The organism is Lacinutrix chionoecetis, assembly GCF_053604665.1.
Window position 1 is genome coordinate 21,088 of sequence record NZ_JBSHNQ010000065.1, and the last position, 26,315, is coordinate 47,402.

Sequence of the window (26,315 nt, forward strand, 5' to 3'; positions counted from 1 at the left end):
TTAAGTGTTTAATGGTTTATAAATGAGTTTCAGCTTGGCTGAAATTTTTTGCAAAAATAGTTATTTCAAACGTTTTCGTAAAACATTTTAGATGAAAAAATAAAGGTGCTTTAGAATAAACTAAAGCACCTTTTAAATTTGGTAAATCTATGAGCGATTTATCTAAAAAAGTAACGTTGACTCTCTCCGTTAGAGTTTATAATTTCAATTTTAAACGGCTCGCTATCGATTCTGTTTTTTATTACATTTTTAATATCGTCAACCGTATTTACTTTAATATCATTAATTGCGGTTACAATATCACCTTCTTGAATGCCATTGTTTAACCAATAGTTAGCATAGTTTTGATTGCTTGTAAGACGCTCTATTTTTACACCATTTTTTACCCCAAATTTTCTTAGTTCTTTAGGTTTAGCTTCTTTTAAAACACCTATCATAGGTACGGTAATCGTGTTAACCTTAAGTAAGGTAACTTCTGCTTCTTTTTGAACGCCGTTTCTTAAAAAGTAAACATTTACCTTATCGTTTGGACGTTTGGTATCTAAGTAACCTCTTAAGTCCGAAAATTTCTTTATTTCAATATTATCGATTCTCTTTATAATATCACCACTACGTAAACCTGCAATGGCAGCACCTGTATCTGCATCTACATCATCTACATAGAAACCTTCTGTTTCTCCAACGCCTAACTTTTCGGCAGCATTGGTATTTAAAGAGCCTCCACGTACGCCTAAAATTCCGTTTTGAACGTTTCCAAATTCCATAATATCTTGAATCACTTTCTTAGCAATGTTACTTGGTACCGCAAAAGAATAACCTATATAAGAACCTGTTTGAGAAGTAATAGCTGTATTAATACCAATAAGTTCTCCATTAGCATTAACTAGAGCACCACCAGAATTTCCTGGGTTTACTGCTGCATCGGTTTGTATAAAAGATTGGCTGCTATCTCCAGATAAATCTCTGGATTTAGCACTTATAATTCCTGCAGTAACTGTAGAAGTTAAATTAAATGGATTACCAACTGCTAATACCCACTCGCCAATTTTGGCAGTATCGCTGTCTCCAAAGGTAGTATATGGCAAAATCTCATCGCTTTCAATTTTTAATAAAGCAATATCGGTTTTAGGATCTGTACCAACAATTGTAGCTTGTAAAGTCCTATTATCGTTAAGTGTAACACTTAAATTTTCAGAGTCATCTATAACGTGGTTGTTTGTAATTATATAGCCATCTGGCGAAATTATTACGCCACTACCAGTACCTAACTGTCTGCGCTGCGGTGCACGTCCCATAAATAAATCACGCATGGTTAGTTGTTGATTAGTAGAGGTCAGGTTTTTTACATGTACTACTGCGTCTAATGTTTTCTCTGCAGCAACAGTAAAATCCATACCCTCAATAGCGGCCAAATTTGTGTTAGTCGCCTTGTAATTTACAGGTTGAAAAAAAGGTTGATTAAATTGTTCTGTTTCTGTAATTGTTTTTTCTTCTTCAAGAAAGGTTTTATATGTTCCCAGAGTTATTGCGCCTCCTAAGACTGAAACTAAAACCAGCGTTGCTATCTTTTTCATATTATATTTAGTTTAGAATTAATAGTATAACTATAAAAATAATTTTTTATTGAGTTGAAAATTCAACTTTAACGTCATATTAACAACACAAATAAATTTTCAATACACTATATTTGTCGGAGTAAAATTCATTTAATGACACACACCTTTTACAAATATCAAGGTACTGGAAATGATTTTGTTTTTGTTGATAATCGTCAAGCAATATTCAACAAAAACAATACCAAATTAATTGCGCATTTGTGCGACAGACGCTTTGGTATTGGAGCAGATGGTTTAATTTTATTGGAAAACGATCCAACTTCAGACTTTAAAATGGTCTATTATAATGCAGATGGAAAGGAAAGCAGCATGTGTGGAAATGGTGGACGTTGTATTGTTGCCTTTGCAAAACTGTTAAATATTATAGACAAACACACAACGTTTAATGCAATAGATGGTTTACACGAGGCGACCATTGATAATGATTTTGTAAAATTAAAGATGCAGGATGTGAATGCTGTAAATGTTTTTAACACTCATACTTTTTTAAATACAGGTTCTCCTCATCATGTTACTTTAGTTACAAACATTGAGAATGTTAATGTCAAGGCAGAAGGTTGTAAAATACGCAATGGCAGTCCTTACAATAATGCAGGAACAAATGTAAATTTTGTAGAGCAAATAGATAACAACACATTTGCTGTTAGAACGTACGAAAGAGGTGTTGAAGATGAAACTTTATCTTGCGGTACAGGAGTAACAGCTGTAGCCTTGGCAATGCATACAACAGGTAAGACAAGTAGCAATACTGTAAATTTAAATGTTGAAGGAGGAAAGCTTTTGGTTTCTTTTGAAAAAACAGCAACAGGTTATAAAAATATATGGCTTCAAGGACCAGCCACATTTGTTTTTAAAGGTGAAATAAAATGGTAACTCTCAAAGGTAAACATATATATTTAAGAGCCCTTGAGCCAGAAGATTTAGCTTTTATTCATGCCATTGAAAATGATGAAACTATCTGGGAATTAAGCAGTACCATTACGCCATATTCTAAGTTTTTAATTAGACAATATTTAGAACATGCACACAAAGATATTTATGAAGTTAAGCAATTACGATTGGTAATTTCGAATTATAAAGACGATACTCTTGGTATGATTGATGTATTCGATTTCGACCCAAAACACCATCGAGCAGGTATAGGTATATTAATTAAGGATACCGAAAACAGGAGCAAAGGCTATGGGAAAGAAGCCATAGAATTGTTAACCGATTATTGTTTTACACACTTAGATTTACATCAATTATATTGCAATATTTCTGAAGCAAATACAGCCAGCATTAACCTGTTTGAAAATCAGGGCTTTGTAAAGGTGGGTTTAAAAAAAGATTGGAATTTCCATAACGGAAACTATAAAAACGAATATTTATATCAACTAATTAATAATGTACTTTAAAAAAATACTTTTTGCCATCGCCATTATAGGTTTAGCCATAGCAGCTTATTTTGCCTATTTTATCTATGGTGCCATGCTTAAACCCAATACAGCATTCAATAATGAAGAAGCCTACATTTTTGTGCCAACTCATGCTAAATACGCCGAAGTTAGAGAACAATTAAAACCATTATTAAAAGATATTGATGGCTTCGATGCTTTAGCAGAACAAAAAAAATACACCACAAATATTAAGGCAGGTCGTTTTATTATTAAAAAAGGAATGAGTAATAATGAGATTATTAACTCTATTAGAAGTAAAAACTTACCACTTAAAATAGCATTCAATAATCAGGAACGTATTGAAGATTTGGCTGGACGTATTGCTTTTCAAATTGAAGCAGATAGCCTTTCATTGTTACAAGCGATGACAGACCCAGAATTTTTAAGTAAAAACGGATTTAAAACTGAAACGGCATTAGCCATGTATGTGCCTAATAGTTACGAGCTGTACTGGAATACTTCTGCAGATAGTTTTAGAGATAAAATGCTAAAAGAATATAATCGTTTCTGGACCGCAAACAGACTTGAGAAAGCAAAGCAACTCGATCTTACTAAAGCAGAAGTTATAGCTTTAGCAGCAATAGTTCACAAAGAAACGGCAAAAGTAGATGAGCGACCAAGAGTGGCAGGCGTTTACTTAAACCGATTAAAAAGAGGCATGCCATTACAGGCAGATCCAACAGTAATTTATGCTGTAAAAAAGGAATCCGGAGATTTTAACCGTGTTATTAAACGTGTTCTTTACAAAGATTTAGAAACAGATTCTAAATACAATACTTATAAATATGCTGGTATACCACCAGGACCCATTTTTATGCCAGATGTATCTGCAATAGACGCCGTTTTAAATCCAGAAAAGCACGATTATCTTTATTTTGTAGCTAACGTTAAAAACTTTGGTTACCATAAATTTGCAAAAACATTAGCTCAGCATAATGCAAATAAGCGAGAATATGTAGCCTGGATAAATAAACAAGGCGTAAATAGATAATATTGAGATACGCTTTACTTTTTTTACTAATTACATTTAATAGTGTTTCTGTCTTTTCACAGAGCACGGATTTCTTTAAGCCAAGCGATACTTTAAATAAAAAAAGAAGAAATGCTGTAGTAATTTCTGAAGCTACAATTGGTGGTCTAACGCTTATAGGTTTAAATCAGCTTTGGTATGCGGATTATGAGCGTTCAAAATTCCATACTACAAATGATAATAACGAATGGCTTCAAATAGATAAGCTTGGTCACACTTTTTCTGCGTATCAATTAGGAAGATTTGGAGCGCAGACTTTAAGATGGAGTGGTGTGCGTAAAAAAGACCAACTTATATATGGCGCTACCCTGGGCTTTTCATTTTTAACTGCTGTAGAACTAATGGATGGTTTTTCTCAAGAATGGGGTTTTAGTTGGGGAGATTTCACTGCTAATACAGCTGGAGCAGGTTTATATATTGGGCAAGAACTATTTTGGGAAGAACAGCGTATTGTAATGAAATACTCATTTCATCGCACCAATTATGCACCACAAAGACCAGATAAATTAGGTAACGGTATACTAGAAGAAGCTTTAAAAGACTACAATGGGCAAACCTATTGGCTCTCTGCCAATATCTATTCCTTTTTTAAAAACAGTAACATGCCAAGATGGCTAAATGTGGCTTTTGGGTATGGAGGAGAAGGCATGTTATCTGGAAATGAGACACTTATTGTTAATAACGCGTTGATAAAACAAAACAGACAGCGTCAATACTATTTAAGTTTAGATGTAGATTTGACCAGGATTAAAACAAATTCTGGGCTGTTAAAATCAGTTTTCAGCGTTTTTAACACTTTAAAAGTGCCATTTCCAACCGTGGAATTCAACGGTAAAAACGGCATAAAGTTCCACGCTGTCTACTTTTAAAAGCAGTTAATCGATTGATTTACAGGATTAAAAAAAATGTTGTATATTTGCGCCTCGAAATTTTAGGCATGCTTATTGTTAATTAGCTGCTTTAAAAAATCTAATGATTATGAATAAAAAAAGTATTGCAAAGTTAGTTTCATTAGCGCTTACAATATGTATTTTAGTTATAGTATCGCTTTCGGTTAACACTAACAATAAAGATTTCGCTTTAGTTAGCGATAACACTGTTGAACTTCAAGATGTAAATAATTTAGGTAAGCCAAGCATGGTTTCGGCTCATAAAGATGCAAATTTATTTACACCACTTTTAGGAAAATCTTTTACAGGGTTCAAAGAGGAATTGGGGTTTAAAGAGTCTCAAAATAACTATTTTAGAGTAAATACCTTAGGCTATTTAGGTAAGTATCAATTTGGGAGGAGTACTTTAAAAATGATTGGTATTCATGATACTACACATTTTTTAAACACACCAGAATTGCAAGAGAAAGCCTTTGTTGCAAATGCGCAACGTAACAAATGGGTGTTAAGAAAAGATATAGCACGTTTTAGTGGTAAACGAATTAATGGTATTTTGGTTACCGAGTCTGGTATTCTTGCTGCTGCGCATTTAGCAGGTCCTGGAGGCGTAAAAAAATACTTAAGAAGCTATGGTGCAAATGGTTTTGAAGATGCCTATGGTACTTCTATTAAATATTATATGAAACGATTTCAGGGTTACGATACGTCTAAAATTGTACCTAACCAGAAAGCAAAAGTTTCTATGAAAGCATAGAAAACACTAAGTTTTATGAATAATAAATAACGTTGGTCTTTTATGAAGGTCAACGTTATTTTTTTTCCAATCGTTTGCAGACATTGTTTTTATGTATTCCGTGGATAAAGTAATATCACAAGCTACGCAAATGTCTGTGTTACCATTTAATATATTACATAAATCTTCTAAAAATTTATTATTTCTATAAGGTGTCTCTATAAATAATTGCGATTGGTTTTGCTCGAAAGACAAGCGTTCTAAGCGTTTAATTTCTTGTTTGCGCTCATGTTTATCTATAGGTAAATAACCATTAAAAGCAAAGCTTTGCCCATTCATTCCGCTGCCCATTATTGCTAATAAAATTGATGAAGGTCCAACTAGTGGAACGACTTTAATATTTTGAAGATGGGCTAACTTTACAACCTCTGCTCCAGGATCTGCAACGCCTGGACAGCCTGCTTCAGAAATTAATCCAACATTTAAACCTTTTAAACAGGGTTCAAGATAGCTTGGTAATTCGCTTGCATCTGTAAACTTATTTAAAGGAAACAGTGTTAAATTAGACTGTTTTTTACCTGGTGATATTTTTTTAATATCGCGTCTTGCGGTTTTTTCGTTTTCAACAATATAAATATCTACCTGCTCTATAATTTTTTTTACAGTTAATGGCAAAACATTTAATGGTTCGGTATCGCCTAAAGTGGTTGGGATAAGATATAGTATACCGTAAGTGTTATTCATTTAATAAATTACTAATTTCTTGACTAATTGTTGTCCAGTAAATGTATTAATTTTTACTAAATATATGCCATTAGAAAAGGTTTCGGTTGAAATTGTTAATGTTTCAGAAGTTTCAGGTGCTATTTTTTTTACTATTTGACCCTGAATATTGGTAATTTCAATAGATTCTATAAAACTATCATCTGTAGCAAATTTTAGAGTCACATTATCTTTTGCAGGGTTTGGGAAGAGGCTAAAACTATTTAAGGAGTCTTCATCTACACTTAAAAGCGGATCGGTTAATTTGTAAATACTTCCATTTTGGCTAATAATGTATAGTTCACCATTATTATCTTCTCCAAAACTAACCCAAGATGAGTTTATGTTTGCCAGATTCATACTCATAGTCCAATTGTTTCCGCTACCAGTTAAAATTCCAATTTCTCCGCTACAGTAATCTGCAAAAAAGTATTTACCAGCAAAACTTGGATATTGGTTGCCTCTATAAACATAACCACCTGTTATAGAACATCTAAAAACCGAACCATTATTTCCATAAACATATTCACTCACTGGCTGAACTGTCGCACTTATTGGCGGACAGCCAGTAGTGTCGAATGGGTGTGCACCTTCATAACATTTCCAACCATAATTATCTCCTGGATTTCCAGAGCCTGAAACGCGGTTTATTTCTTCGTAAGAACTTTGCCCAACATCTGCAATCCATAAGTCGCCAGTAGTTTTGTCGAACGAAGTTTTCCAAGGGTTTCTTAAGCCATAAGCATAGATTTCTGGCAAACCTCCTCCTGTAATGTATGGATTATCGCTAGGATTCGTATAGGCAGAACCGCTAACATCTATTCGCAATAATTTTCCTAAAAGGGTATTTAAGTTCTGTGCTAAGTTTTGTGGATCTCCACCAGAACCTCCATCTCCCAAAGCGATGTATAAATAGCCATCATTAGGACTAAAAGTTAATTTCCCACCATTGTGATTGCTATAGGGTTGTGGTATGGTTAAAAGTGTAGTTCCGGTTGTATTTGCAACGTCTGGGTTTGCACTCACCGTATAACGCGCTACAATAGTGTTTGGCGTTTGTGTACTGGAGTCATCTGTATAGTTTACATAAAAGCGACCAGTTGTTGTATAATCTGGAGGGAATGCAAGACCTAATAATCCACGTTCTCCACCAGAACCAACTAAAGAACTAATGTCTAAAAATGGTGTAGAGTTTACTGTGCCGTCTGAATTTAATATTTTAATTACTCCTGCTTTTTCAACAACAAAAAGCCTGCTGTCTCCGGCATTAACCATTTCTACCGGATTATTAAAAGAAGGTCCAAAAGCAGTTAACTCAACCGTTTGAGCAGTAATTAATAGGCTTATAAAGAAAAAAAGAAGTGTAGTGTAAAGATGTTTCATAGTAGTATCAAATTTTAATAAAATTAATAAACAGATAACTAATATACGTGCTCAATCACTAATTTAGTTTTTTGGCTATAGAGTTGCAAGCCTCATCAAGCATAGCATACACCTTGTCAAAACCAGCATCGCCTCCATAATAAGGATCTGGAACTTCCAGGTCTTTGTTGGGATGACTTTCGTTTAAAATTAATTTAACTTTAGAAATATCATCGACATTACGTGCCATTTTTACTACGTTTTCGAAGTTAGATTTATCCATAACATAGATATAATCGTATGTTTCGAAATCGTCAACTTTAAATTGTCTTCCGCGTTGACTGGTTATGTCTAATCCGTTTTTTCTGGCAACAGCAATAGAGCGTTTGTCTGGTAAATCACCAATATGATAATTACTTGTTGCGGCAGAATCTACTTCAAAATGTTCAGCGTCTAATTTTGAAGCTAAAATAGCATGAGCTAGTGGTGAGCGACAGATGTTTCCGAGGCAAACCATTAGTATTCTAACCATAATAAAGGATTTTTTAAACTGAAAGCTTTTTTGTTAAGTCCTCAACATACTTTCTAAATTGCTTATCTGTAGAAGATAGATTATCTACCGTTTTACAGGCGTGTAATACCGTAGCGTGATCACGCTTACCAATTTGAGAACCAATACTTGCTAACGACGCTTTAGTGAATTTTTTAGCAAAAAACATAGCTAATTGCCTTGCTTGTACAATATGTCTTTTTCTGGTTTTAGACTGAAGAGTATCTACATCCATTTGAAAATAGTCTGAAACAACTTTCTGTATGTAATCTATAGATACTTCGCGTTTTGTATTCTTTACAAACTTTTCGACAACCTGTTTTGCTAATTCGATATTTATTTCTTTTTTATTAAATGAAGATTGAGCAATTAAAGAGATAATAGCGCCTTCTAACTCTCTAATATTAGTTTTAATATTCTTAGCAACATATTCAATAATGTCATCCGGCATTTCTACACCATCACGATACAGTTTATTTTTAAGGATTGAAACTCTGGTTTCAAAATCTGGTGTTTGTAATTCTGCACTTAATCCCCATTTAAAACGCGACAACAAACGCTGCTCTATATCCTGCATGTCTACAGGAGCCTTGTCACTGGTTAAAATAACCTGCTTTCCGTTCTGGTGTAAATGGTTAAAGATGTGGAAGAAAACATCCTGAGTTCCAGATTTTCCTGAAAGAAATTGTACATCATCAATAACCAATACATCGATTAGTTGATAAAAATGTATAAAATCGTTTCTGTTATTTTTCTTTACCGAGTCTATATATTGTTGGGTAAATTTTTCAGCAGAGATATACAAAACTGTTTTTTCAGGATACTTGTCCTTAATATCCACACCAATGGCATGGGCTAAATGTGTTTTGCCTAATCCTACACCTCCAAATATTAATAACGGATTAAAAGAAGTTCCACCAGGTTTTGCTGAAACAGCTAAGCCAGCACTACGTGCCAAACGGTTAGAATCGCCTTCTAAAAAGTTATCGAAATTATAGTTTGGATTAAGTTGCGATTCAATTTTTACATTACGAATACCTGGAATAACAAACGGATTACGTAATTCTCTATCTTTATTCTTTAAAGGCACATCGACATCTTGAGCCTTAACACCAGAGCGATTAGCACTCGGTATTTTTTCGGTAAAAGGTTGCTTGTTGCCATAAGTGTTTTCCATCTTAATAATGTAAACCAGTTTGGCAGTTTCTCCTAATTCTTTGGTAAGTGCTACTTTTAAAATTTTAACATAATGTTCTTCAAGCCATTCGTAAAAGAATTTACTAGGTACTTGAACACTTAAAGCGTTGTCTGTAAGCTTCACCGCGACTATTGGTTCGAACCAAGTTTTATATGCTTGAGGTTGGATATTATCTTGTATAAAATTAAGACAGTTATTCCAGACCGATTGCGCAGTTATACTCATTGTTAAATTTAAGTGTTTTTTAAGTTAGTTATTTACAGACATAAAAATGGAACATCAACGATCTGTATTATAGCATGGCAAATATGTGAACAAAAAACTTAAAAAAAAAATGATTTGCTATTGAATATTTAGTTTTTTTTTCTCATACTGATAGCTTGAACGAAACTACGAAAAATAATTTAGAAATCGAATATGAAAACCGATAAAATAGATATAAGAGTGCGTTATGCAGAAACAGATCAAATGGGTGTAGTTCATCACGGAAACTATGCATTATATCTGGAAATAGCACGTATTGAATGGTTAAGAAAATTAGGGATTTCTTACAAAAAAATGGAGGCAAGTGGGTTAGGGCTTCCTGTCGTGTCACTAAGTGTAAAATATAAGAAACCTATACAATATGATGATGTAATTACGGTAAAAACTTCACTTAAAAAATCACCTTCTGCAAGTGTGGAATTTGAGTATGAAATATTGAATGATTTGGGTCAAATTCTATCAACTGCAAATGTGGTTTTAGTGTTTGTAAATTTAAACACAAACAGACCAACAAGACCACCAAAATATTTTTTAGAGGCATTAAATAATTAATGGGTAATTTTTTTAATCTGTACTTTATAAATGGATTCGAAAATTTCTAAAATAGCTTCAGCATCATTTTTTCTAACCGAAATAGTAATTTCACAATCCAGTTCCAATTTCTGATTGGTGATGTTTAAGTTTTTTTCTTTAATTACACGCATTACTTTATTCATTAACTCATACTCAAACTTGATAACAAAATTTACATTAATCGTGCGTTTTACAATTTTTGAGGCTTCTAAAGCAAGTTGCGCTCCTGTTTTGTAAGCATTAATTAAGCCACCAACACCTAATTTCACACCTCCAAAATAGCGAACAACAACTATTAATACATTGGTTACCTCGAAAGACTGTATTTGTCCATAAATTGGCATACCTGCACTGTTATTAGGCTCGCCATCATCATTTGTTCTATAATTTAGTGTGTTTTCATCGTTGCCAATTTGATAGGCATAGCAAAAATGTCCTGCTTTGTTGTGTTGCTCCTTTAGTCCATCGAGATAAATTTTAACATCATCCTCATTTGTTATAGGATAAGCATAACTGTAAAACTTCGAGTTTTTGTCTTTAAAAAGAACTTCGTTAGAAGGCTTTAAAATTGTTTTATAAGTATCACTATTATTAAAATCTTCCATTACGACAAAGTTACTAATGCAATAGAAATTATCGCCATCAAGATTCCAGACCAGTTTTTAATACTTAGTTTTTCTTTAAAGAACGCCAATCCTATTACTGTAGAGAGCATTACAATGGCGACATTGTTTACGGTGAATATACTCGAACTTTCAAAGTTTTCAATCTGTAATGCTTTTAGTAACATATAAATAGAATAGTAGTTAGCCACGCCTAAAATAATACCTCCAAAGATACTTCTGTAATCTATTGTTAGTGTTCCTTTTATGGCTTTTACAGCAAGTATAATAACACCAATGCTACCAGCGACAGCAAATATAGTTGCCGAAAACAGCGGGATTCCATCTTTAGCAACATAAGAAGTTTCAAGATATTTAATAGTCGTATCTATAATCCCAGAACCAAAAAACAAAACAATAGGAAGCCATAAATGTTTAAGTTTTACTTTGCTGCTCTTTGCTTTCACCGAAGTTAAATACACCGCAACTAATGCCAATAAAATACCAACACATTTTTGAAAACTTAAACTTTCGTTATAGGCATATAAGCCAAAAGTAATTGGGATTACCACACTCATTTTACTGGCTACCGAAGCAACCGAAAGCCCACTACGTTGCGCAGTTAGGGCTAATACGTTAAATATTGAGATAAACATAAAGCCTAAAAAAACCGCACCATAGAACCACTTGGTATCAATCACCTCATTTACTGTTGAGGTTTCTGTAGTGGTTAATATACCCATGGCAAAGGCAACAAAATAATTTACAATAATGGATTGTAAGGTGTTAATCTTGTATTTAGCCAAAAGTTTAAAAATAATAAAGACGAAAGTAGAAGCAAGGATGCTAAGCAAAAGATAAATCAAAACAGGTCACTTTTAATTGTGAATAAATCGATAACATCTTCAGATTTAGGATTGTTATTCCATACGTGAAAACCAAGTTTAGCAGCAGTATCTGTATTTTCTTTAGTATCATCTATAAAAAGACATTCTTCAGCTTTTAAATTATTTTCATTTAAAACAAATTTAAAAATATCTTCATTTGGTTTTCTTAACATGATTTCATGAGATAAATAGAACGTGTTAAATGCTGCTTTAAAATCTTCGTAAAAAGGAATATGTTCTTTAATACAATTTATATGAAGCTCGTTAGTATTACTCAATAGTATTAATTCGTATTTTTTTTCTTTTGCTAACTGGGTGATAAAGTCCAATCTTTTAGAGGGGAAGTCGCAAATAATATAATTCCAAGCTTCAATAATTTCTTTTTTTGAAAGTTTTGGAAAGTTATCGCTGTAAAATTCTATAAACTCGTTGGTAGAAAGTAAGCCTTGTTCGTAAAGCGTGTTAATGGCTATAAGTTCTTCAGAAAGTGTTTCCATTTCAAAAAGCTCTAATGCGTTTGCCATCGCGCCTTCTTTATCTAAGTTGATAAATACGTCGCCAAAATCGAATATTATAGTTTTTATTTTTGTCATCGTTTGTGCTGCACAATTCAATACGGCAGTTATAGTTTGTTTTTATAAATTCGCAAAGTGTCTTCTGCTAATTGTGCTTTAAAAATAAGTTGCCCAGAAAGCCGAGGTGCTTTTAGCCCTTCTTTAAACTCAGTATTCCCTTTAAATACTCTGGCTTCATCCCAAAGATTTTCATCTATAAAAAGCTGAAGCGTTTTTGCGCCACCTTCAATAATTATAGAATTAATGTTTTGCTTGTATAAATGGTCGCAAAGCTCTTTAACGGTGTGTTGGGTGAAGGTTAGCGTTTCTACGGCATTATTAAAAACGGCATATGCTTTCGATAGTAATTTGTTTCTGTCTAAAACAACACGTGTTGGGTTTGCTCCAGTCCAATCTCTAACAGTTAAACTTGGGTTGTCTTTAATCACGGTGTTTGTACCTACCAAAATGGCTTGCTCTTCAGCCCTCCATTTGTGGACTAACTGTCGAGATAGTACATTCGTAATCCAAACGGGCTTATTTTCGTTTTTGGTTTTTGGAGCAATAAAACCATTATTAGTTTCTGCCCACTTTAAGATAATATAGGGTCTTTTTTTATTGTGAAACGTAAAAAAGCGTTTATGGTGCGCTTTACATGCGTCTTCTAAAACACCAACGTTTACTTTACAACCTACGCTAATGAGTTTTTTTATTCCCTTACCTGCAACTTGAGGATTATCGTCCACGCAACCAATAACAACGTGTTGGATGTGATGCTTAATAATTAAATCGCTGCATGGAGGTGTTTTGCCGTAATGCGAACACGGTTCGAGTGTTACATACAGGGTGCTTTCTCTTAATAACGCCTTGTTTTTTACGGCATGTATAGCATTTACTTCGGCATGGCTACCTCCATATTTGCTGGTAAAACCTTCTCCAATAATTTTATTTTTATATACAATTACAGCACCAACCATAGGGTTAGGTCGCGTTATGCCTAAACCATTTTTTGCAATTTGTATTGCACGTGCCATGTATGTTTCGTGTACACTCAACCTTAGATTTTAATTTTTACATCTTGTATTTCATCTACGGTATATTTATGGGAGAACCCAAACACTTTGTATTTAATATCTCCTTTATAATGCACTTGCACGCCTTTGTTTAGTACACTATTTAAGATGCCACTTAAGTTGTTTAAATTTAAAAGCTTATTAGCAGGGATGTTTGCTTTTAATGGGATTGAGAATTCTTTTTTTGCAGGCACATCGAAAGTTTTAGAGGTTACTGTACCTACTTCGATGTCGTTTATTACTACTTTTATGCCTTCAGTTTCAAGTTTTCCACCAATAGTGTTAGGGTTATTAAAAAAAGCATCTGCGGTTAAGACAATAAATTCGCTGTTAGATTCTTCAATTTCAATATTTTCAACTCTTAAAAACTCAGGTTTATCAGTAATGTTACAGCTAAAAACCACGAATATAATTGTTGATAAGATTATGAGTTTCTTCATCTTGAATTTTTTTAATTTGTTCGGTATTAGTGTATCTTCAACCTCTAAATATGGCGTAAAAATAGTATAATATAGTGAGTAAAAATAATATTGTAATAAGAGAAATACAACAAGAAGATAATGCTAAAATAGAAGCCGTAATACGTGAGGTTTTTTTAGAATATAATCTGCCATTGGTTGGTACAGCGTATGCAGATAAAGAGACACCTAAAATGTTTGAGGCTTACAGCAATGAAAACGAAATTTATTATGTAGTTACTGTAGATGGCGAAGTAGAGGGAGGAGGTGGATTAAAACCTTTAAGCGGGACAGATGACAAGACTTGCGAAGTACAAAAAATGTATTTTTCTTCACGGGTTCGTGGTAAAGGTTACGGAAAGAAAATTTTTGCAAAATGTCTTGAAAAAGCTAAAAGTTTAGGCTATCAGCAATGTTACTTGGAAACCATTCCCGAATTAAAGGAAGCAATTCACATTTACGAATCTTATAATTTTAAACATTTAAAAGCACCATTAGGAGCAACTGGCCATTATAATTGTGGTGTGTGGATGATAAGAGATTTATAGTGCAAAAACAACATAAGAGTTATACAAAAGATTAACAACAGACAATTACAAATCACGTGTTATTAAAAGATTTAGAGCATATATTTCATAAAACCTTAGACACTATTTATGGTAAAGAAGAAGTGTCCAGTTTTTTCTTTCTGTGTACAGAAGCGTTTTATAACATTTCAAGATTACAAAGTGCTTTAGATAGAAATTTGTCGATTACTAAAGCAGAGCAAGAGCCTATTTTTAAGGCTTTAGAAGATTTAAAAAATGAGATACCCATTCAATATATTTTAGGTGAAACCGAATTTTATGGCTTACCCTTTAAAGTGAATACACACACGCTAATTCCAAGACCAGAAACCGAAGAACTCGTTACGCTTGTTATTAAGCAATTAAAAGAAGAGAACGCTAAAACACATTCAATTTTAGATATAGGTACAGGATCTGGATGTATTGCTGTTTCGCTGGCAAAAAAAATAAAAAACGCTAAGGTTTATGCTATAGATATTTCTGCGGAAGCTTTAAAGGTAGCAAAACAAAATGCCGATTTAAATAACGTAAATATCCATTTTATGGAAGCCAATATATTAAATAGTAAGGCATCAACGCTCATTTTACCCGCTCAAAAATTTAATATCATCGTGTCTAATCCGCCATATGTTAGAAACCTTGAAAAAGCTGAAATACAAAATAATGTATTAAATAATGAGCCACATGTAGCATTATTTGTAGACGATGATAACCCTTTACAATTCTACAAGGCTATTACAGAGTTTGCCAAAGAGCGCTTAACTTTAAACGGCGAATTATTTTTTGAAATTAATGAGTATTTAAGTGTAGAAACAAAGACGTTAGTAGAAAGTTTCGGATTTAAAAATGTAGAAATTATAAAGGATATATTCGGTAAGGATAGAATGTTAAAAGCAAGTAAATAATGAAATCTATTGCAGTATTTTGCGGGTCAAGTAAAGGTAACGACATTAAAATAATTTCTGAAGCATATGCTTTAGGTAAAACTTTAGCACAACATAATATTATATTAGTTTATGGTGCTGCCAAAATAGGTATTATGGGAGAGGTTGCCAACGGGACTTTAGAAAATAACGGAAGGGTAATTGGCATCATTCCTAATTTTTTAAAAACTAAGGAGATTGTTAATATTGCTTTAACCGAGTTAATTGTTACAGATAATATGCATGATCGCAAAGTACAAATGTACGAGAAAAGTGATGGTTTTATTATCATTCCTGGAGGTTTTGGTACTATGGATGAGTTTTTTGAAATTACCACTTGGGGACAATTAGGGTTGCACGCTAAACCCATTGGTATTTTAAATACCAACGGTTATTATAATGCTTTAATTGAACAGTGTAAAACAATGGTCGCTAAAGGGTTTTTAAGTCAGGAAAATTTAAACGCAGTTGTTATAGACCACACTATTGATGGTTTATTAGAAAAAATGAATAATTTTATACCATTACCAGCACCAAAATGGTTAAATAAAGAACGATTATAATATGAAAAAAGCTATTTCTATTATCACAATTTTATTGTTATTCGGTTGTAAAAAACAACCAGAAAAAGTTACACCTCATATCGAGCCTCCTGTAAAAACAAAAGTGGAATATACGTGGTCTACAAACTCTTACGATTTTAGTTCTGTGCCTCATGACACCTTATTTGTAACGGGAAAGCATATTATTTTTACAAAACCATCAGTAGAAGAATTTAAATTATTAGAAGATGAAAAAGGGATTAATGAAGTCGATTCAGATTTTGGATTCTACACTTCAAAAGTTATAGATTCCTTAAAATCCACACATAAAATAACCACAACAAGCAAACGTATTATTGGTATTGTAGAGGTAAATGATACTACTTATATAGACAGATTAAAACCAAAGGCGAGAATTAGTAAGGATCCAATTCACTATTCGGCTATAATCGTATTTAACGACTTTTTTACAATCTACCCTAATGTCTATACAGACGATGCTTACTACACTATAATTACAGACTATTATAATAATGTACGGTACGAAAAACCAATTGAATACAAGTATGTAATTTCAAGAAACGGATTAAATATCAGGCAGGCAAACGGTACTGTAGATGGTAAGTTTAATAATGGTGATTTTGTCAAGATTTTAGGCTATACAGATGATGTTATTGAAATTGAAGACGAAGGAAAAACCATAAAAGGCCGTTGGGCAATAATACAATGGGAAGATGTTGTTGGCATGAGTAATACCACAAGAAAACGTTATGTTTTTGAAGGCTTCTTAGGCAATATTGAAGATGTAAAGGTCTTTGAAGATCAAATTTGTGTTGGGTCTAAACTCACCAGCGAAACCAGACATAATACAAAAGAAGCAAATATAGAATGTTTGTCGGCTTATTTAGATTTAGAGTTAATTTCTAAAGCACGTTTTGATGCAATTAAAAGTATAAATAATAAGCAGTTAGCCGCAAACGCATTAGTAAAAATTGAAAAAAATAAGGATAGCACCCATAATATTACACTGCCAGTAAAAGACAGTGTGGTTGTTTACAAAAGCAAAGTGGGTTACAGTAATTCTACTCATGAGTATTATGGTGATGTCGATTTTCTAAATCAGTATGTTATGTATCATGTCTATCCAGAAGCCGAAGATGCCTTTTATAGTTTTATTGATAGAACAAGTGGAAAAGAAACAGCTATTTTTCCTGAATTCCCTCACGTAACACCAGACAAAAAAAGAATTATTTCATTTGTGTACAATGTGTACGACGAGCAATTTTTTATAGAAATTTATAATATTAACAGTGATAATTCAATCACCTTAAGTCATGCTTTTAACTTTATACACTGGCTTAAAACATATCAAAATGAAATAAAATGGATTGTTAATGATGAATTTGCAATCGAGATTGTAAATAAGAATATATGGAATGGGAGCGATGTAAAAAGCCCTCAGTATCTAAAAATAAAAATGAAATAATAGAGGTTTAATTTTAAGATGACTACACAGGATAAAATACAACAACTTCGCCAGGAACTTCGCGAACACAATTACAACTATTATATTCTCGATAATCCAACAATTAGCGATTACGATTTCGATATCAAGTTAAAAGCATTACAGGCATTGGAGGAGGCTCACCCTGAGTTTTACGATGCTAATTCACCAACATTACGCGTTGGAGGAGAAGTAACCAAAAACTTTAATACCATTGTACACGAGCATAGAATGTATTCGCTTGACAACTCGTATTCATTAGAAGATTTACAGGATTGGGAAATTAGAATTAAAAAGTTAGTGGATGGAGAAGTAAACTATACCTGTGAGCTAAAATACGATGGTGCATCCATAAGTTTAACCTACGAAAACGGAAACTTGCTTCGTGCAGTAACCAGAGGCGATGGCTTTCAGGGAGACGAGGTCACTGCAAATATAAAAACCATAAAATCAGTGCCATTGCAGCTTAAAGGCAATTATCCGGCAAAATTCGATATTCGTGGTGAAATTGTATTGCCTTTTAATGGCTTTATAAAAATGAATGAAGAACGCATTGCCAATGGCGAAGAGCCTTATAAAAACCCAAGAAATACAGCATCAGGAAGTTTAAAACTACAAGACAGTGCAGAGGTAGCCAAACGGCCATTAGAGTGCTTACTATATAACTTAACAGGTGCTAATTTAGGTGTTGAAACGCAATTTGAAAGTTTAGAAAAAGCTAAGAAGATGGGGTTTAAAGTGCCTAACGAAGCACGCCTGTGCCAAAGCATAGATGAGGTTTTTCAGTTTATAAATCATTGGGATAAAGCCAGACATAACTTACCTTACGAAACCGATGGCGTGGTTGTAAAAGTAAATAACTTATACCAGCAGGAAGAATTAGGATACACTGCCAAAGCGCCACGTTGGGCAATGGCATATAAATTTAAAGCAGAGCAGGTTTCTACTATATTAAACGAGATAACCTACCAGGTAGGAAGAACTGGAGCCATTACGCCTGTAGCAAATTTAGAACCAGTAGAATTAGCTGGAACCATTGTAAAACGCGCCTCTTTACATAACGCAGACCAAATTGAAAAGCTTGACATTAGAGTAAATGACGAAGTTTTTGTAGAAAAAGGAGGCGAAATTATCCCAAAAATTATAGCTGTAGATTTATCGCAGAGACCAATAGATTCGCAACCAACCCAATACATTACCCATTGTCCCGAATGCCAAACACCTTTAGAGCGCTTAGAAGGTGAGGCCAAACATTTTTGCCCGAATTATAATGGCTGTAAACCGCAAATTGTTGGGAGAATTCAGCATTTTATTTCCCGAAAAGCAATGGATATTGAAGGTTTGGGTGGTGAAACCGTTGCGTTGTTGGTAAACGAAGGATTAATTACTAACTATGCCGATTTGTATACGCTTACCAAAGGTCAAGTATTGCCACTTGAACGTATGGCAGAAAAAAGTGCAGATAATTTAATTAATGGCATTGAAGCTTCAAAGCAAATTCCTTTTGAGCGCGTGCTGTTTGCTATAGGTATTCGGTTTGTTGGTGAAACCGTCGCTAAAAAGTTGGCAAAACATTATAAAAGTATAGAAGCATTAGCAAATGCGTCAATCGAAGATTTAGAGAACGTTGATGAAATTGGAATTAAAATAGCAGAAAGTGTGGTTGCTTTTTTTGCTTCGGAAGAAAACATTAATACCATCCAACGTTTAAAAAAGGTTGGTGTGCAATTAGAGATTTCTGCTGAGAAATTGGCTAACCAAACCAATAAGTTGGAAGGTAAGTCGTTTGTGGTTTCTGGTGTGTTTACTCAGGTCTCAAGATCAGAGCTTAAAAAATTAATTGAAGATAATGGCGGCAAAAACGTAAGCTCTATTTCCTCTAAAACAGATTTTGTAGTCGCTGGTGATAAAATGGGACCAAGTAAAAAAGAAAAGGCCGAAAAATTAAATATACCGTTAATTACAGAGGTTGAGTTTTTAAATATGCTTTAAATCAGTGAGTTACTTTTGTATTCGCTAATTTAATTATTAATTTAGGAGTCTATTATATCGCTAATCTACCTATGCTTCAACCAAAAATGTACCTTATAACAGGTGCCGTAATTATAATATTAATTATTGGCATCAGTTTGCTGGGTTTCGAAAATTTTGCAACTTCCTTCGAGTTGCTTATGGTGCCATTATTGGTAAAAATTTATTTTAAATTCACAAAAACAATATCGAAAAGGTTTGCCGTTTTCTTAATTTTATTTGCAATAGGCGATTTTATTAACTTCTTGGGTTTTAATGTAATATCAACGTATCGTTTTTATATTACCACAACTATTTATATTATAGCCTTTTCGTTCTTAATAGCTTATGTATTGAGAACCATCAGTCCAAAAAAATTATTCCTTAACTACAGTGTAGATTTAATTATTTTATTGTTATTAAACATTTATTTAGTCTATGTATTGGTTAATATCGTTAAACCAGACGATTTTGAACAACGTTTTTTAGTCACAACTCAAATTATGGAACTGGTATATAACGTTATCCTATTCTTACTCGTATCATTGTCCTTTATAAATTACATTCAGAATACTACCTCTAAATACTTGATTCTATTTTTAGGTTGTTTAAGTCTTGCCATGGCCGAACTTATTTTAATAGCCTATTACTATATTAATCCAGACGTTAAACTAAGCTACCTGTCTACAATATTCTATTTTTCAGGAATTTTACTCATTTTATTTCAAAGTAGAGAGTGTAGTGAAAAAGCGTTATTGTATTAAAAAGGAAGAATTAAATTAGAAATTTTCAGAAGCACTTATTATGCATTTCATCGATTAAATGATTCTTTTAACCGATTAAAAGGTAATTTTTATTATACTTGTAGTCCCTAAATCTACTATCATGAAAATTACTAAGCTTCAGTTTATTACTGGTTTGTTAATTACACTTGCTTGTTCCTTTTTAATTGGTGTATTGTTTAATTTGCATACCTTATCAAATTATTCGAGAGCCTTAGTTTTTCCTTTATTCGTTTATTTATATTTAGTAGAATCTGATAGAAAGAGTACTAATTTTGCCGTATTTTTAATTGCTTGTGCTGTAGCAGAGTTTTCAAGGATTTTTTGGCAATTTGACTATAACTTAGTGTCTAAAATAACTAACATAGCCTACGTTTTCGGCTATGCAAATTTATTAATTTACATAGCGAGGAGCATTAATTTAGGGATATTAATTAAGAAGTTTAAACTACCTATAATAGTACTTACCGTGTTTAATGTATACCTTATATTGGCATTGAACCAAATGATTTTGGCAGACGATACTTTAGAGGTTTATACTTTAAATTTTTTAATAGAATGCACTTATAACGTTTGCATTCTGTTAGTGCTTTCTTTTTCTTTAATTAACTATTTATATCACGATACAAAACGAGGACTCATGCTCTTTTTAGTAAGTGTATGTATTGTTTTTTCAGAAATGGTACAGGTTGCTAATTTATTTGTAAATTCTGGTTACATTTTAAATGTGGTATACTCAATGCTTTTAATTGCTGGTTTTTATCTGGTTTATATTTATATCATGACTAAAATGAATACCTATTATAAGATGTTGTTTTAATTAGGGAAAAGCACTGGTTGCTTGAGTTGTAGTTTACTATTTTAATACTACAAAAAAATCTTTTAGTCCAGTTAATATACTTTGAACGGCATATGCTGCCAATATTAAACCCATTACTTTACTAATTACGGTAATGCCGTATTCTCCAATTCTTTTTTGTACTAAACTTGCTCCAAGTAATATTAACATGGTTAATGCAATAACTACAATAACCAATCCTGTTGTAATGGCTTGCTGTTCGACAGTGTAGATAGTATTATCTGTTAACAATACGACTGCCATTATTGCTCCTGGAGAAGCAATGGAAGGAATGGCAACTGGAAAAATAGTTACATGCTTATAATCGTTAATTAAATGTTTTTCAGACTCTGGTTTACCTTCCCCAAAAATCATGGTTAAAGCAAATAAAAACAAAATCACACCTCCCGAAATTTGAAACGCATCTAAGGTAACATCCATACCATCAAGTATAAATTGACCTACTACTATAAAAAACAACAGAATAAGAAATGCAATAAAAGAAGCTCTAATGGCTACCTTTTTCTTGTGTTTGTCGTCTAATTGTTTTGTGGCTTCTAAAAATACAGGAACAGAACCAAGCGGATCGATTACGGCAATTAAAAAGAAAATTTTTGTAATTATTTCAGATAACATGCATTCTAAATTTTATGGTTTAACTCGTTAGGTTTAAGCTAAATGTTAAACAATTATAGAAGTGCCATTGGCGGTTTTATTTTTATCAGCATCAAAATAAAAGTCTATTCTTCCTAAATTAATACCGTAGCATCCCACTTGGTTTACTAAAACATTTTTACCTTCTTTATTTTGTGCAACCGTTGGTTTTGGCAAAAATGTATGAGTGTGGCCTCCAATAATCAGGTCTATGTGTTTAGTTGCTTTTGCAAGAGACAAATCGCAGACTTTGTCTGGTTTGTTTTCGTAATAATACCCTAAGTGAGAGAGACAAATAATAAGATCGCAATGTTCTTCATTTTTTAGAATTCTCGACATGTCTGTGGCAATTTCTATAGGGTCCAGATAGTCTGTTTCTTTGTACATTTTTTTATCTACCAAACCATCTAATTTTACACCAAGACCAAATACGCCAATTTTAATACCGTCTTTAACAAACACATGATAAGGCTTAACATGAGTATTCATTATGGTATTTTTAAAATCGTAATTGGCAGATAAAAATTTAAAATCGGCATGAGGTAGCTGGGCATATAATCCATCGATGCCATTATCGAAATCGTGGTTACCAATGGTGGCTGCATCGTATTTCATTTTAGACATTAATTTAAATTCTAATTCGCCGCCATAGTAATTAAAATAAGGCGTGCCTTGAAAAATATCTCCTGCATCTAGTAACAGAGTGTTTGGGTTTTCATTTCGAATGTTTTCTACTAAAGTTGCACGCCTGGCAACTCCTCCTTGATTAGCATTATAAGCAGCATCTGGTTCGAAAGGATCGATGTGGCTATGCACATCGTTAGTATGCAAGATGGTAATTTGTTTGGTTTTTGGTGTGGCATTACAAGCCTGAAACCCAAAGCCACCAAGTGTTACTAAAGCAGTTGCAGCAGAAGATTGTTGTATAAAAGTTCTACGTTTCATTATTTTTGTATTATTTGGTTTGGGTAAAACGATTATCGATTTTCGGATTAATAGTATCTACTTTTTTAAAGTAATCTATCATAGCATTTCTAATTTTATAGTCTAAATAATAAACAGAATCATTAGGTTTAAAAAAACGCATTCTATCACCACCATTGTATAGATAATCGTTAGTAGCTACATAATAGAGTTTATCTTTTATAATAGGTTTGTCATTAATAAGCGCTTTAGAAATCTTATAATTTTTATCTAAGGTTAAAGTAATGCCACGAACAGGATGTGCTTTTTTGGCTTCGCTTAAATAATGCATCATACTATCTATTTGTTGTCCTTTTAAAGCTACAACTACAATGCTATTTTCAAAAGGCATAACTTGAAAGGCTGTTTCTGTTGTAATATTTCCTTTAGAAATGATAGAGCGAATACCGCCATGATTTAGTAGTACGGCATCAATGTTTTTATTTGTTCTTTTATTAAAAATTGGGTTGCCTTCCAAATACACAATATCTGCCATTAAATTACCTATAGCAGTATTAAAATCACCATGAGCTTTAGAATAGGTTTCTGGCGCATAAGATAAAACTGTATTCATGTCTTCTTCTAAGCGCGCTCTGTAAGGTGCAATTAAGCTTTCAAAATTAACGTCAGCTTTAAGGCTGTCATGTATTCCAATTTGTTTACCTTCAATTTTAGAAAGCGTCATTGGCTCCTGTTTGCAAGCACTTGTGCAAAGCAAGACTATTAAAGAAAGGACGTGATAATATTTCATAGGTAATACTTAAAATTTTAAGCAAACATTAAGTTAGGTTTTGCTATTTTTGTACAAAGTCTAAATATAAATGATTTTAAAAGGATTTAAAGAAAAATCTAATAAAAACTATATCAATTCTCGGTTAAAAAATAGAATTGTCACAGCATCTAATACTAAAATTAAACGGGTAGGAGTTATTGTAAATACTATAGAATTAAAAAGTATTCCAGATTTTAAAACTTTGGCAAAAAGTCTTTCAGTTAAAGAAGAAAATATAGATATAATTGCTTTTAAAGCGCAGGTAAAAAAAGATGAAGCCGTCTTTAATCCTACCTATACATTAAAAGATTTAGGCTGGAAAGGCGTCATTAAAAATAAAGAATTAAAACAGTTCTTAAATACCGAATACCATGCTTTAATTAGCTATTACAAAGCAGATGATATTGCTTTAAAAGTATTTACCAGTGCTTCGAATGCACAATTTAAAATAGGGATTCTGGAGGCAGACGAACGTATTAACGACTTAATAATAAAAACCGAAGTGAATGATTTTAAAACATTTACTTCAGAATTAAAGAAATATCTTAATATTTTAAATAAATTATAACACAATGAAAAATCCTTTTTTAGGAACAGGAATCGCTATAGTTACACCATTTACAACTCAAGGCGAAGTAGACCATGAAGCGTTAGCGAATATTGTTAAATTTAATATAGAAAACGGAACCAATTATATTGTTATTAGTGGTACTACAGGAGAAAGTGTAACCATTACAAAACAAGAAAAGCAAGACATAATTAAAACCATTAGTAAGGCCAACAATGGCAAACTGCCATTGGTTTTAGGTATTGGTGGAAACAATACCGCTGAGGTTATTGAAGAAATACAAAACACAGATTTATCTGCTTTTGCAGGTATTTTGTCTGTATCACCATATTACAGTAAGCCTACTCAGGAAGGTATTTATCAGCATTTTAAAGCAATCTCAAAAGTTTCTCCAGTACCAATTATTTTATATAATGTACCAGGAAGAACCGCTTCTAATATGCTGCCTGAAACCACCATAAGATTAGGTAAAGATTTTGAAAATATTGTAGCCGTAAAAGAAGCAGGTAACAATGTGGCGCAATACCTTCAGTTGTTAAAAGATAAGCCAGATGGTTTTGGTATCATTTCTGGAGACGACGATTTAGCGTTAGCAGTAGCTCTCGCTGGAGGAGATGGTGTGATTTCTGTAATTGGCCAGGCATTACCTAAAGCATTTTCTAAAATGATTGATTTAGGAAGAGCAGGAGAGGCTAAAAAAGCTTATGATATTCACTTTGCATTAATGGAAATTACAAGCCTTATCTTTTCTGAAAATAATCCGGCAGGAATTAAAGCTGTTTTACAAGCTTTAGATTTATGTAACGATACTGTGCGTTTACCATTAGTAGTTGCAACGGATGAGTTAAAACTTAAGATAGAAGATTTTTTAAAAGCATTTGAGCGTTAAATATTACTTAAAGCAAGTAATAGCTGTGTTTCAACTCTTATTTTAGCGCCAAAATAATATTTTTAAAATCCATATTAATAGCGTATTTTTGCATCTTGTTTGAAAATAGAGGAAATGAGTATGATTCTTATTCTCAAATAAATAAAAATTTACATTAAAAATCACAGATGAAAAACATCTTTTACATTCTCATATTAGTTTTAACTTTTAGCTCTTGTAACGAATATCAAAAAGCATTAAAATCTGAAGATATAGCTAAAAAATATAAAGTTGGAGAAGAATTATATGATGCAGGAAAATATGCTAAGGCAAATAGATTGTTCGAGCAAGTAATTCCTCAATACAGAGGGAAACCACAAGCCGAAAGATTGATGTTTTTAAATGCAGATGCGTCTTATCAAATGGAGCAATATTATATTGCTGGTTACCATTTTGAGCGTTTTGTTTCGGCTTATCCAAAAAGTACAAAAAAGGAAGAAGCACTGTTTAAAGCAGCAAAAAGTTACTATCAATTGTCTCCTGTATATTCAAAAGATCAGGAAGATACGGTAACTGCTCTTGAAAAATTACAAGAGTATATTAATATTTATCCGGAATCTAATAATGCGACCGAAGTCAATGCCTTGGTGAAAGAGTTAGATTATAAATTAGAAAAAAAGGCTTTCGAAATAGCGAAACAGTACAATAGAATTTCAGATTTTAAGGCATCTATTGCTGCTGTAGATAATTTTGTGCTTGATTTTCCAGGCTCATCACTTCGTGAAGAGGCGATGTATATTAGATTTGATTCTGCTTATAAATTAGCATCAAAAAGTGTGGAATACAAAAAGAAAGCACGTTTAGAAGCGGCAATAAATTATTATAACGCCTTTAAAAAGTCTTATGCAAATTCAGAATTTATTGAAGATGCAACAGAAAAATATAATGATGCTTTACAGCAGTTAGAAGATTACAATACAAAAAAGTTAATATAACAACTATGGATTTAAAAAAAATCGATGCTCCTTTAAGTACAACAACTTACAATAGAAATAAAGTTGATGCACCTACAGAAAACATTTACGAAGCGATTTCAATTATCGCTAAAAGAGCAGAGCAAATTAACTCTGAAATTAAAAAAGAGTTAATTGAAAAGTTGGAAGAGTTTGCAACTTACAACGATTCATTAGAAGAAATTTTTGAAAACAAAGAGCAAATTGAAGTTTCTAAGTTTTACGAAAAACTCCCTAAACCGCACGCTTTAGCTGTAAAAGAATGGTTAGATGGTAAAGTTTACCATAGAAGTACAGAAGAAGATAACCAAGACTAAAATA

General features: G+C 32.8%; 30 protein-coding genes. 17 read left to right on the forward strand and 13 right to left on the reverse strand.

All coding sequences use genetic code 11. The features are described from left to right. Positions 1-158: 158 nt before the first annotated feature. Positions 159-1,574: a trypsin-like peptidase domain-containing protein gene (locus tag ACVC43_RS02575; protein WP_452223001.1), complete on the reverse strand. Its 1,416-nt coding sequence runs from the start codon at positions 1,572-1,574 to the stop codon at positions 159-161. 135 nt (positions 1,575-1,709) lie between these two features. On the opposite strand from ACVC43_RS02575, the gene dapF reads away from it, so the two are divergent. The 5 genes from dapF (at position 1,710) to ACVC43_RS02600 (ending at position 5,729) form a co-directional block, all read left to right on the forward strand. Continuing rightward, positions 1,710-2,489 carry a diaminopimelate epimerase gene (gene dapF, locus ACVC43_RS02580; protein WP_452223002.1) on the forward strand — a complete coding sequence of 260 codons (780 nt, stop codon included), beginning with the start codon at positions 1,710-1,712 and terminating at the stop codon, positions 2,487-2,489. Next, entirely contained in the window at positions 2,483-3,013 is a 531-nt protein-coding gene (locus ACVC43_RS02585) for a GNAT family N-acetyltransferase (RefSeq protein WP_452223003.1), read from the forward strand. Before dapF ends, ACVC43_RS02585 begins: the two co-directional genes overlap by 7 nt. Then, positions 3,003-4,046 carry an endolytic transglycosylase MltG gene (mltG, locus tag ACVC43_RS02590; protein WP_452223004.1) on the forward strand — a complete coding sequence of 348 codons (1,044 nt, stop codon included), beginning with the start codon at positions 3,003-3,005 and terminating at the stop codon, positions 4,044-4,046. The genes ACVC43_RS02585 and mltG overlap by 11 nt, the downstream gene beginning before the upstream one ends. 2 nt (positions 4,047-4,048) lie before the next feature. Continuing rightward, on the forward strand, positions 4,049-4,954 hold the full coding sequence (locus ACVC43_RS02595) for a DUF2279 domain-containing protein (RefSeq protein WP_452223005.1): 906 nt from the start codon (positions 4,049-4,051) through the stop codon (positions 4,952-4,954). Between the two features lie 109 nt (positions 4,955-5,063). Next, complete coding sequence (locus ACVC43_RS02600; RefSeq protein ID WP_452223006.1) at positions 5,064-5,729, forward strand: peptidoglycan-binding protein LysM; 666 nt, start codon at positions 5,064-5,066, stop codon at positions 5,727-5,729. Positions 5,730-5,735: 6 nt separating this feature from the next. On the opposite strand, the gene ACVC43_RS02605 is transcribed toward ACVC43_RS02600, so the two are convergent. The 4 genes from ACVC43_RS02605 to dnaA are packed head-to-tail and all read right to left on the reverse strand — an operon-like array spanning position 5,736 to position 9,805. Next, the gene (locus tag ACVC43_RS02605) at positions 5,736-6,452 is read right to left on the reverse strand and encodes an SAM-dependent methyltransferase (protein WP_452223007.1); all 717 of its coding nucleotides are present in this window, start codon (positions 6,450-6,452) and stop codon (positions 5,736-5,738) included. Then, entirely contained in the window at positions 6,453-7,853 is a 1,401-nt protein-coding gene (locus tag ACVC43_RS02610; protein ID WP_452223008.1) for a PQQ-dependent sugar dehydrogenase, read from the reverse strand. Positions 7,854-7,911: 58 nt separating this feature from the next. After that, positions 7,912-8,364: a low molecular weight protein-tyrosine-phosphatase gene (locus ACVC43_RS02615; protein WP_452223009.1), complete on the reverse strand. Its 453-nt coding sequence runs from the start codon at positions 8,362-8,364 to the stop codon at positions 7,912-7,914. Positions 8,365-8,377: 13 nt separating this feature from the next. Then, positions 8,378-9,805: a chromosomal replication initiator protein DnaA gene (dnaA, locus tag ACVC43_RS02620; protein ID WP_452223010.1), complete on the reverse strand. Its 1,428-nt coding sequence runs from the start codon at positions 9,803-9,805 to the stop codon at positions 8,378-8,380. Between the two features lie 192 nt (positions 9,806-9,997). On the opposite strand from dnaA, the gene ACVC43_RS02625 reads away from it, so the two are divergent. Next, positions 9,998-10,396 (forward strand): acyl-CoA thioesterase, encoded by a 399-nt coding sequence (locus ACVC43_RS02625; RefSeq protein ID WP_452223011.1) that lies wholly within the window; start codon positions 9,998-10,000, stop codon positions 10,394-10,396. Here the strand turns inward: ACVC43_RS02625 and ACVC43_RS02630 are convergent. The 5 genes from ACVC43_RS02630 to ACVC43_RS02650 are packed head-to-tail and all read right to left on the reverse strand — an operon-like array spanning position 10,393 to position 13,973. Further along, entirely contained in the window at positions 10,393-11,022 is a 630-nt protein-coding gene (locus tag ACVC43_RS02630; RefSeq protein WP_452223012.1) for an IMPACT family protein, read from the reverse strand. The genes ACVC43_RS02625 and ACVC43_RS02630 overlap by 4 nt on opposite strands. Continuing rightward, positions 11,022-11,825, reverse strand: coding sequence for an EamA/RhaT family transporter (locus tag ACVC43_RS02635; RefSeq protein ID WP_452223013.1), 804 nt, complete (start codon positions 11,823-11,825; stop codon positions 11,022-11,024). Before ACVC43_RS02635 ends, ACVC43_RS02630 begins: the two co-directional genes overlap by 1 nt. Positions 11,826-11,881: 56 nt before the next feature. After that, positions 11,882-12,499 carry an HAD-IA family hydrolase gene (locus ACVC43_RS02640; RefSeq protein ID WP_452223014.1) on the reverse strand — a complete coding sequence of 206 codons (618 nt, stop codon included), beginning with the start codon at positions 12,497-12,499 and terminating at the stop codon, positions 11,882-11,884. 29 nt (positions 12,500-12,528) lie between these two features. Further along, a complete protein-coding gene (ribD, locus tag ACVC43_RS02645; RefSeq protein WP_452223015.1) occupies positions 12,529-13,515 on the reverse strand; it encodes a bifunctional diaminohydroxyphosphoribosylaminopyrimidine deaminase/5-amino-6-(5-phosphoribosylamino)uracil reductase RibD in 987 nt (328 codons plus the stop codon). Between the two features lie 2 nt (positions 13,516-13,517). Continuing rightward, on the reverse strand, positions 13,518-13,973 hold the full coding sequence (locus ACVC43_RS02650; RefSeq protein ID WP_452223016.1) for an LEA type 2 family protein: 456 nt from the start codon (positions 13,971-13,973) through the stop codon (positions 13,518-13,520). 74 nt (positions 13,974-14,047) lie between these two features. On the opposite strand from ACVC43_RS02650, the gene ACVC43_RS02655 reads away from it, so the two are divergent. The 7 genes from ACVC43_RS02655 (at position 14,048) to ACVC43_RS02685 (ending at position 21,138) form a co-directional block, all read left to right on the forward strand. Further along, the gene (locus ACVC43_RS02655; protein WP_452223017.1) at positions 14,048-14,539 is read left to right on the forward strand and encodes a GNAT family N-acetyltransferase; all 492 of its coding nucleotides are present in this window, start codon (positions 14,048-14,050) and stop codon (positions 14,537-14,539) included. A 56-nt stretch (positions 14,540-14,595) separates the two neighbouring features. Beyond that, a complete protein-coding gene (gene prmC, locus ACVC43_RS02660) occupies positions 14,596-15,462 on the forward strand; it encodes a peptide chain release factor N(5)-glutamine methyltransferase (RefSeq protein ID WP_452223018.1) in 867 nt (288 codons plus the stop codon). Further along, positions 15,462-16,043 (forward strand): LOG family protein, encoded by a 582-nt coding sequence (locus ACVC43_RS02665; protein ID WP_452223019.1) that lies wholly within the window; start codon positions 15,462-15,464, stop codon positions 16,041-16,043. The genes prmC and ACVC43_RS02665 overlap by 1 nt, the downstream gene beginning before the upstream one ends. A 1-nt stretch (position 16,044) precedes the next feature. After that, the gene (locus ACVC43_RS02670; RefSeq protein ID WP_452223020.1) at positions 16,045-17,508 is read left to right on the forward strand and encodes a hypothetical protein; all 1,464 of its coding nucleotides are present in this window, start codon (positions 16,045-16,047) and stop codon (positions 17,506-17,508) included. A gap of 18 nt (positions 17,509-17,526) precedes the next feature. Beyond that, positions 17,527-19,518 (forward strand): NAD-dependent DNA ligase LigA, encoded by a 1,992-nt coding sequence (gene ligA / locus ACVC43_RS02675; RefSeq protein WP_452223021.1) that lies wholly within the window; start codon positions 17,527-17,529, stop codon positions 19,516-19,518. 71 nt (positions 19,519-19,589) lie between these two features. Continuing rightward, positions 19,590-20,300: a hypothetical protein gene (locus ACVC43_RS02680; protein WP_452223022.1), complete on the forward strand. Its 711-nt coding sequence runs from the start codon at positions 19,590-19,592 to the stop codon at positions 20,298-20,300. Between the two features lie 121 nt (positions 20,301-20,421). After that, the gene (locus ACVC43_RS02685) at positions 20,422-21,138 is read left to right on the forward strand and encodes a hypothetical protein (protein ID WP_452223023.1); all 717 of its coding nucleotides are present in this window, start codon (positions 20,422-20,424) and stop codon (positions 21,136-21,138) included. Positions 21,139-21,174: 36 nt separating this feature from the next. Here the strand turns inward: ACVC43_RS02685 and ACVC43_RS02690 are convergent, their stop codons facing one another. The 3 genes from ACVC43_RS02690 to ACVC43_RS02700 are packed head-to-tail and all read right to left on the reverse strand — an operon-like array spanning position 21,175 to position 23,524. After that, complete coding sequence (locus tag ACVC43_RS02690) at positions 21,175-21,792, reverse strand: MarC family protein (RefSeq protein WP_452223024.1); 618 nt, start codon at positions 21,790-21,792, stop codon at positions 21,175-21,177. Positions 21,793-21,837: 45 nt separating this feature from the next. Continuing rightward, positions 21,838-22,755 carry a bifunctional metallophosphatase/5'-nucleotidase gene (locus tag ACVC43_RS02695; RefSeq protein ID WP_452223025.1) on the reverse strand — a complete coding sequence of 306 codons (918 nt, stop codon included), beginning with the start codon at positions 22,753-22,755 and terminating at the stop codon, positions 21,838-21,840. A gap of 10 nt (positions 22,756-22,765) precedes the next feature. After that, positions 22,766-23,524, reverse strand: a complete 759-nt coding sequence (locus tag ACVC43_RS02700) for a 5'-nucleotidase C-terminal domain-containing protein (RefSeq protein WP_452223026.1) — start codon at positions 23,522-23,524, stop codon at positions 22,766-22,768. A 70-nt stretch (positions 23,525-23,594) separates the two neighbouring features. Between ACVC43_RS02700 and ACVC43_RS02705 the strand changes: the two genes are divergently transcribed. The 4 genes from ACVC43_RS02705 to ACVC43_RS02720 all read left to right on the forward strand — a co-directional run bounded on the left by ACVC43_RS02705 (position 23,595) and on the right by ACVC43_RS02720 (position 26,311). Further along, positions 23,595-24,113 carry a DUF6913 domain-containing protein gene (locus ACVC43_RS02705; protein WP_452223027.1) on the forward strand — a complete coding sequence of 173 codons (519 nt, stop codon included), beginning with the start codon at positions 23,595-23,597 and terminating at the stop codon, positions 24,111-24,113. 4 nt (positions 24,114-24,117) lie between these two features. Beyond that, entirely contained in the window at positions 24,118-25,002 is an 885-nt protein-coding gene (gene dapA, locus ACVC43_RS02710) for a 4-hydroxy-tetrahydrodipicolinate synthase (protein ID WP_452223028.1), read from the forward strand. Positions 25,003-25,169: 167 nt separating this feature from the next. Continuing rightward, a complete protein-coding gene (locus ACVC43_RS02715) occupies positions 25,170-25,976 on the forward strand; it encodes an outer membrane protein assembly factor BamD (RefSeq protein WP_452223029.1) in 807 nt (268 codons plus the stop codon). Positions 25,977-25,981: 5 nt separating this feature from the next. Beyond that, entirely contained in the window at positions 25,982-26,311 is a 330-nt protein-coding gene (locus tag ACVC43_RS02720; protein WP_452223030.1) for a DNA-directed RNA polymerase subunit omega, read from the forward strand. Positions 26,312-26,315: the final 4 nt, after the last annotated feature.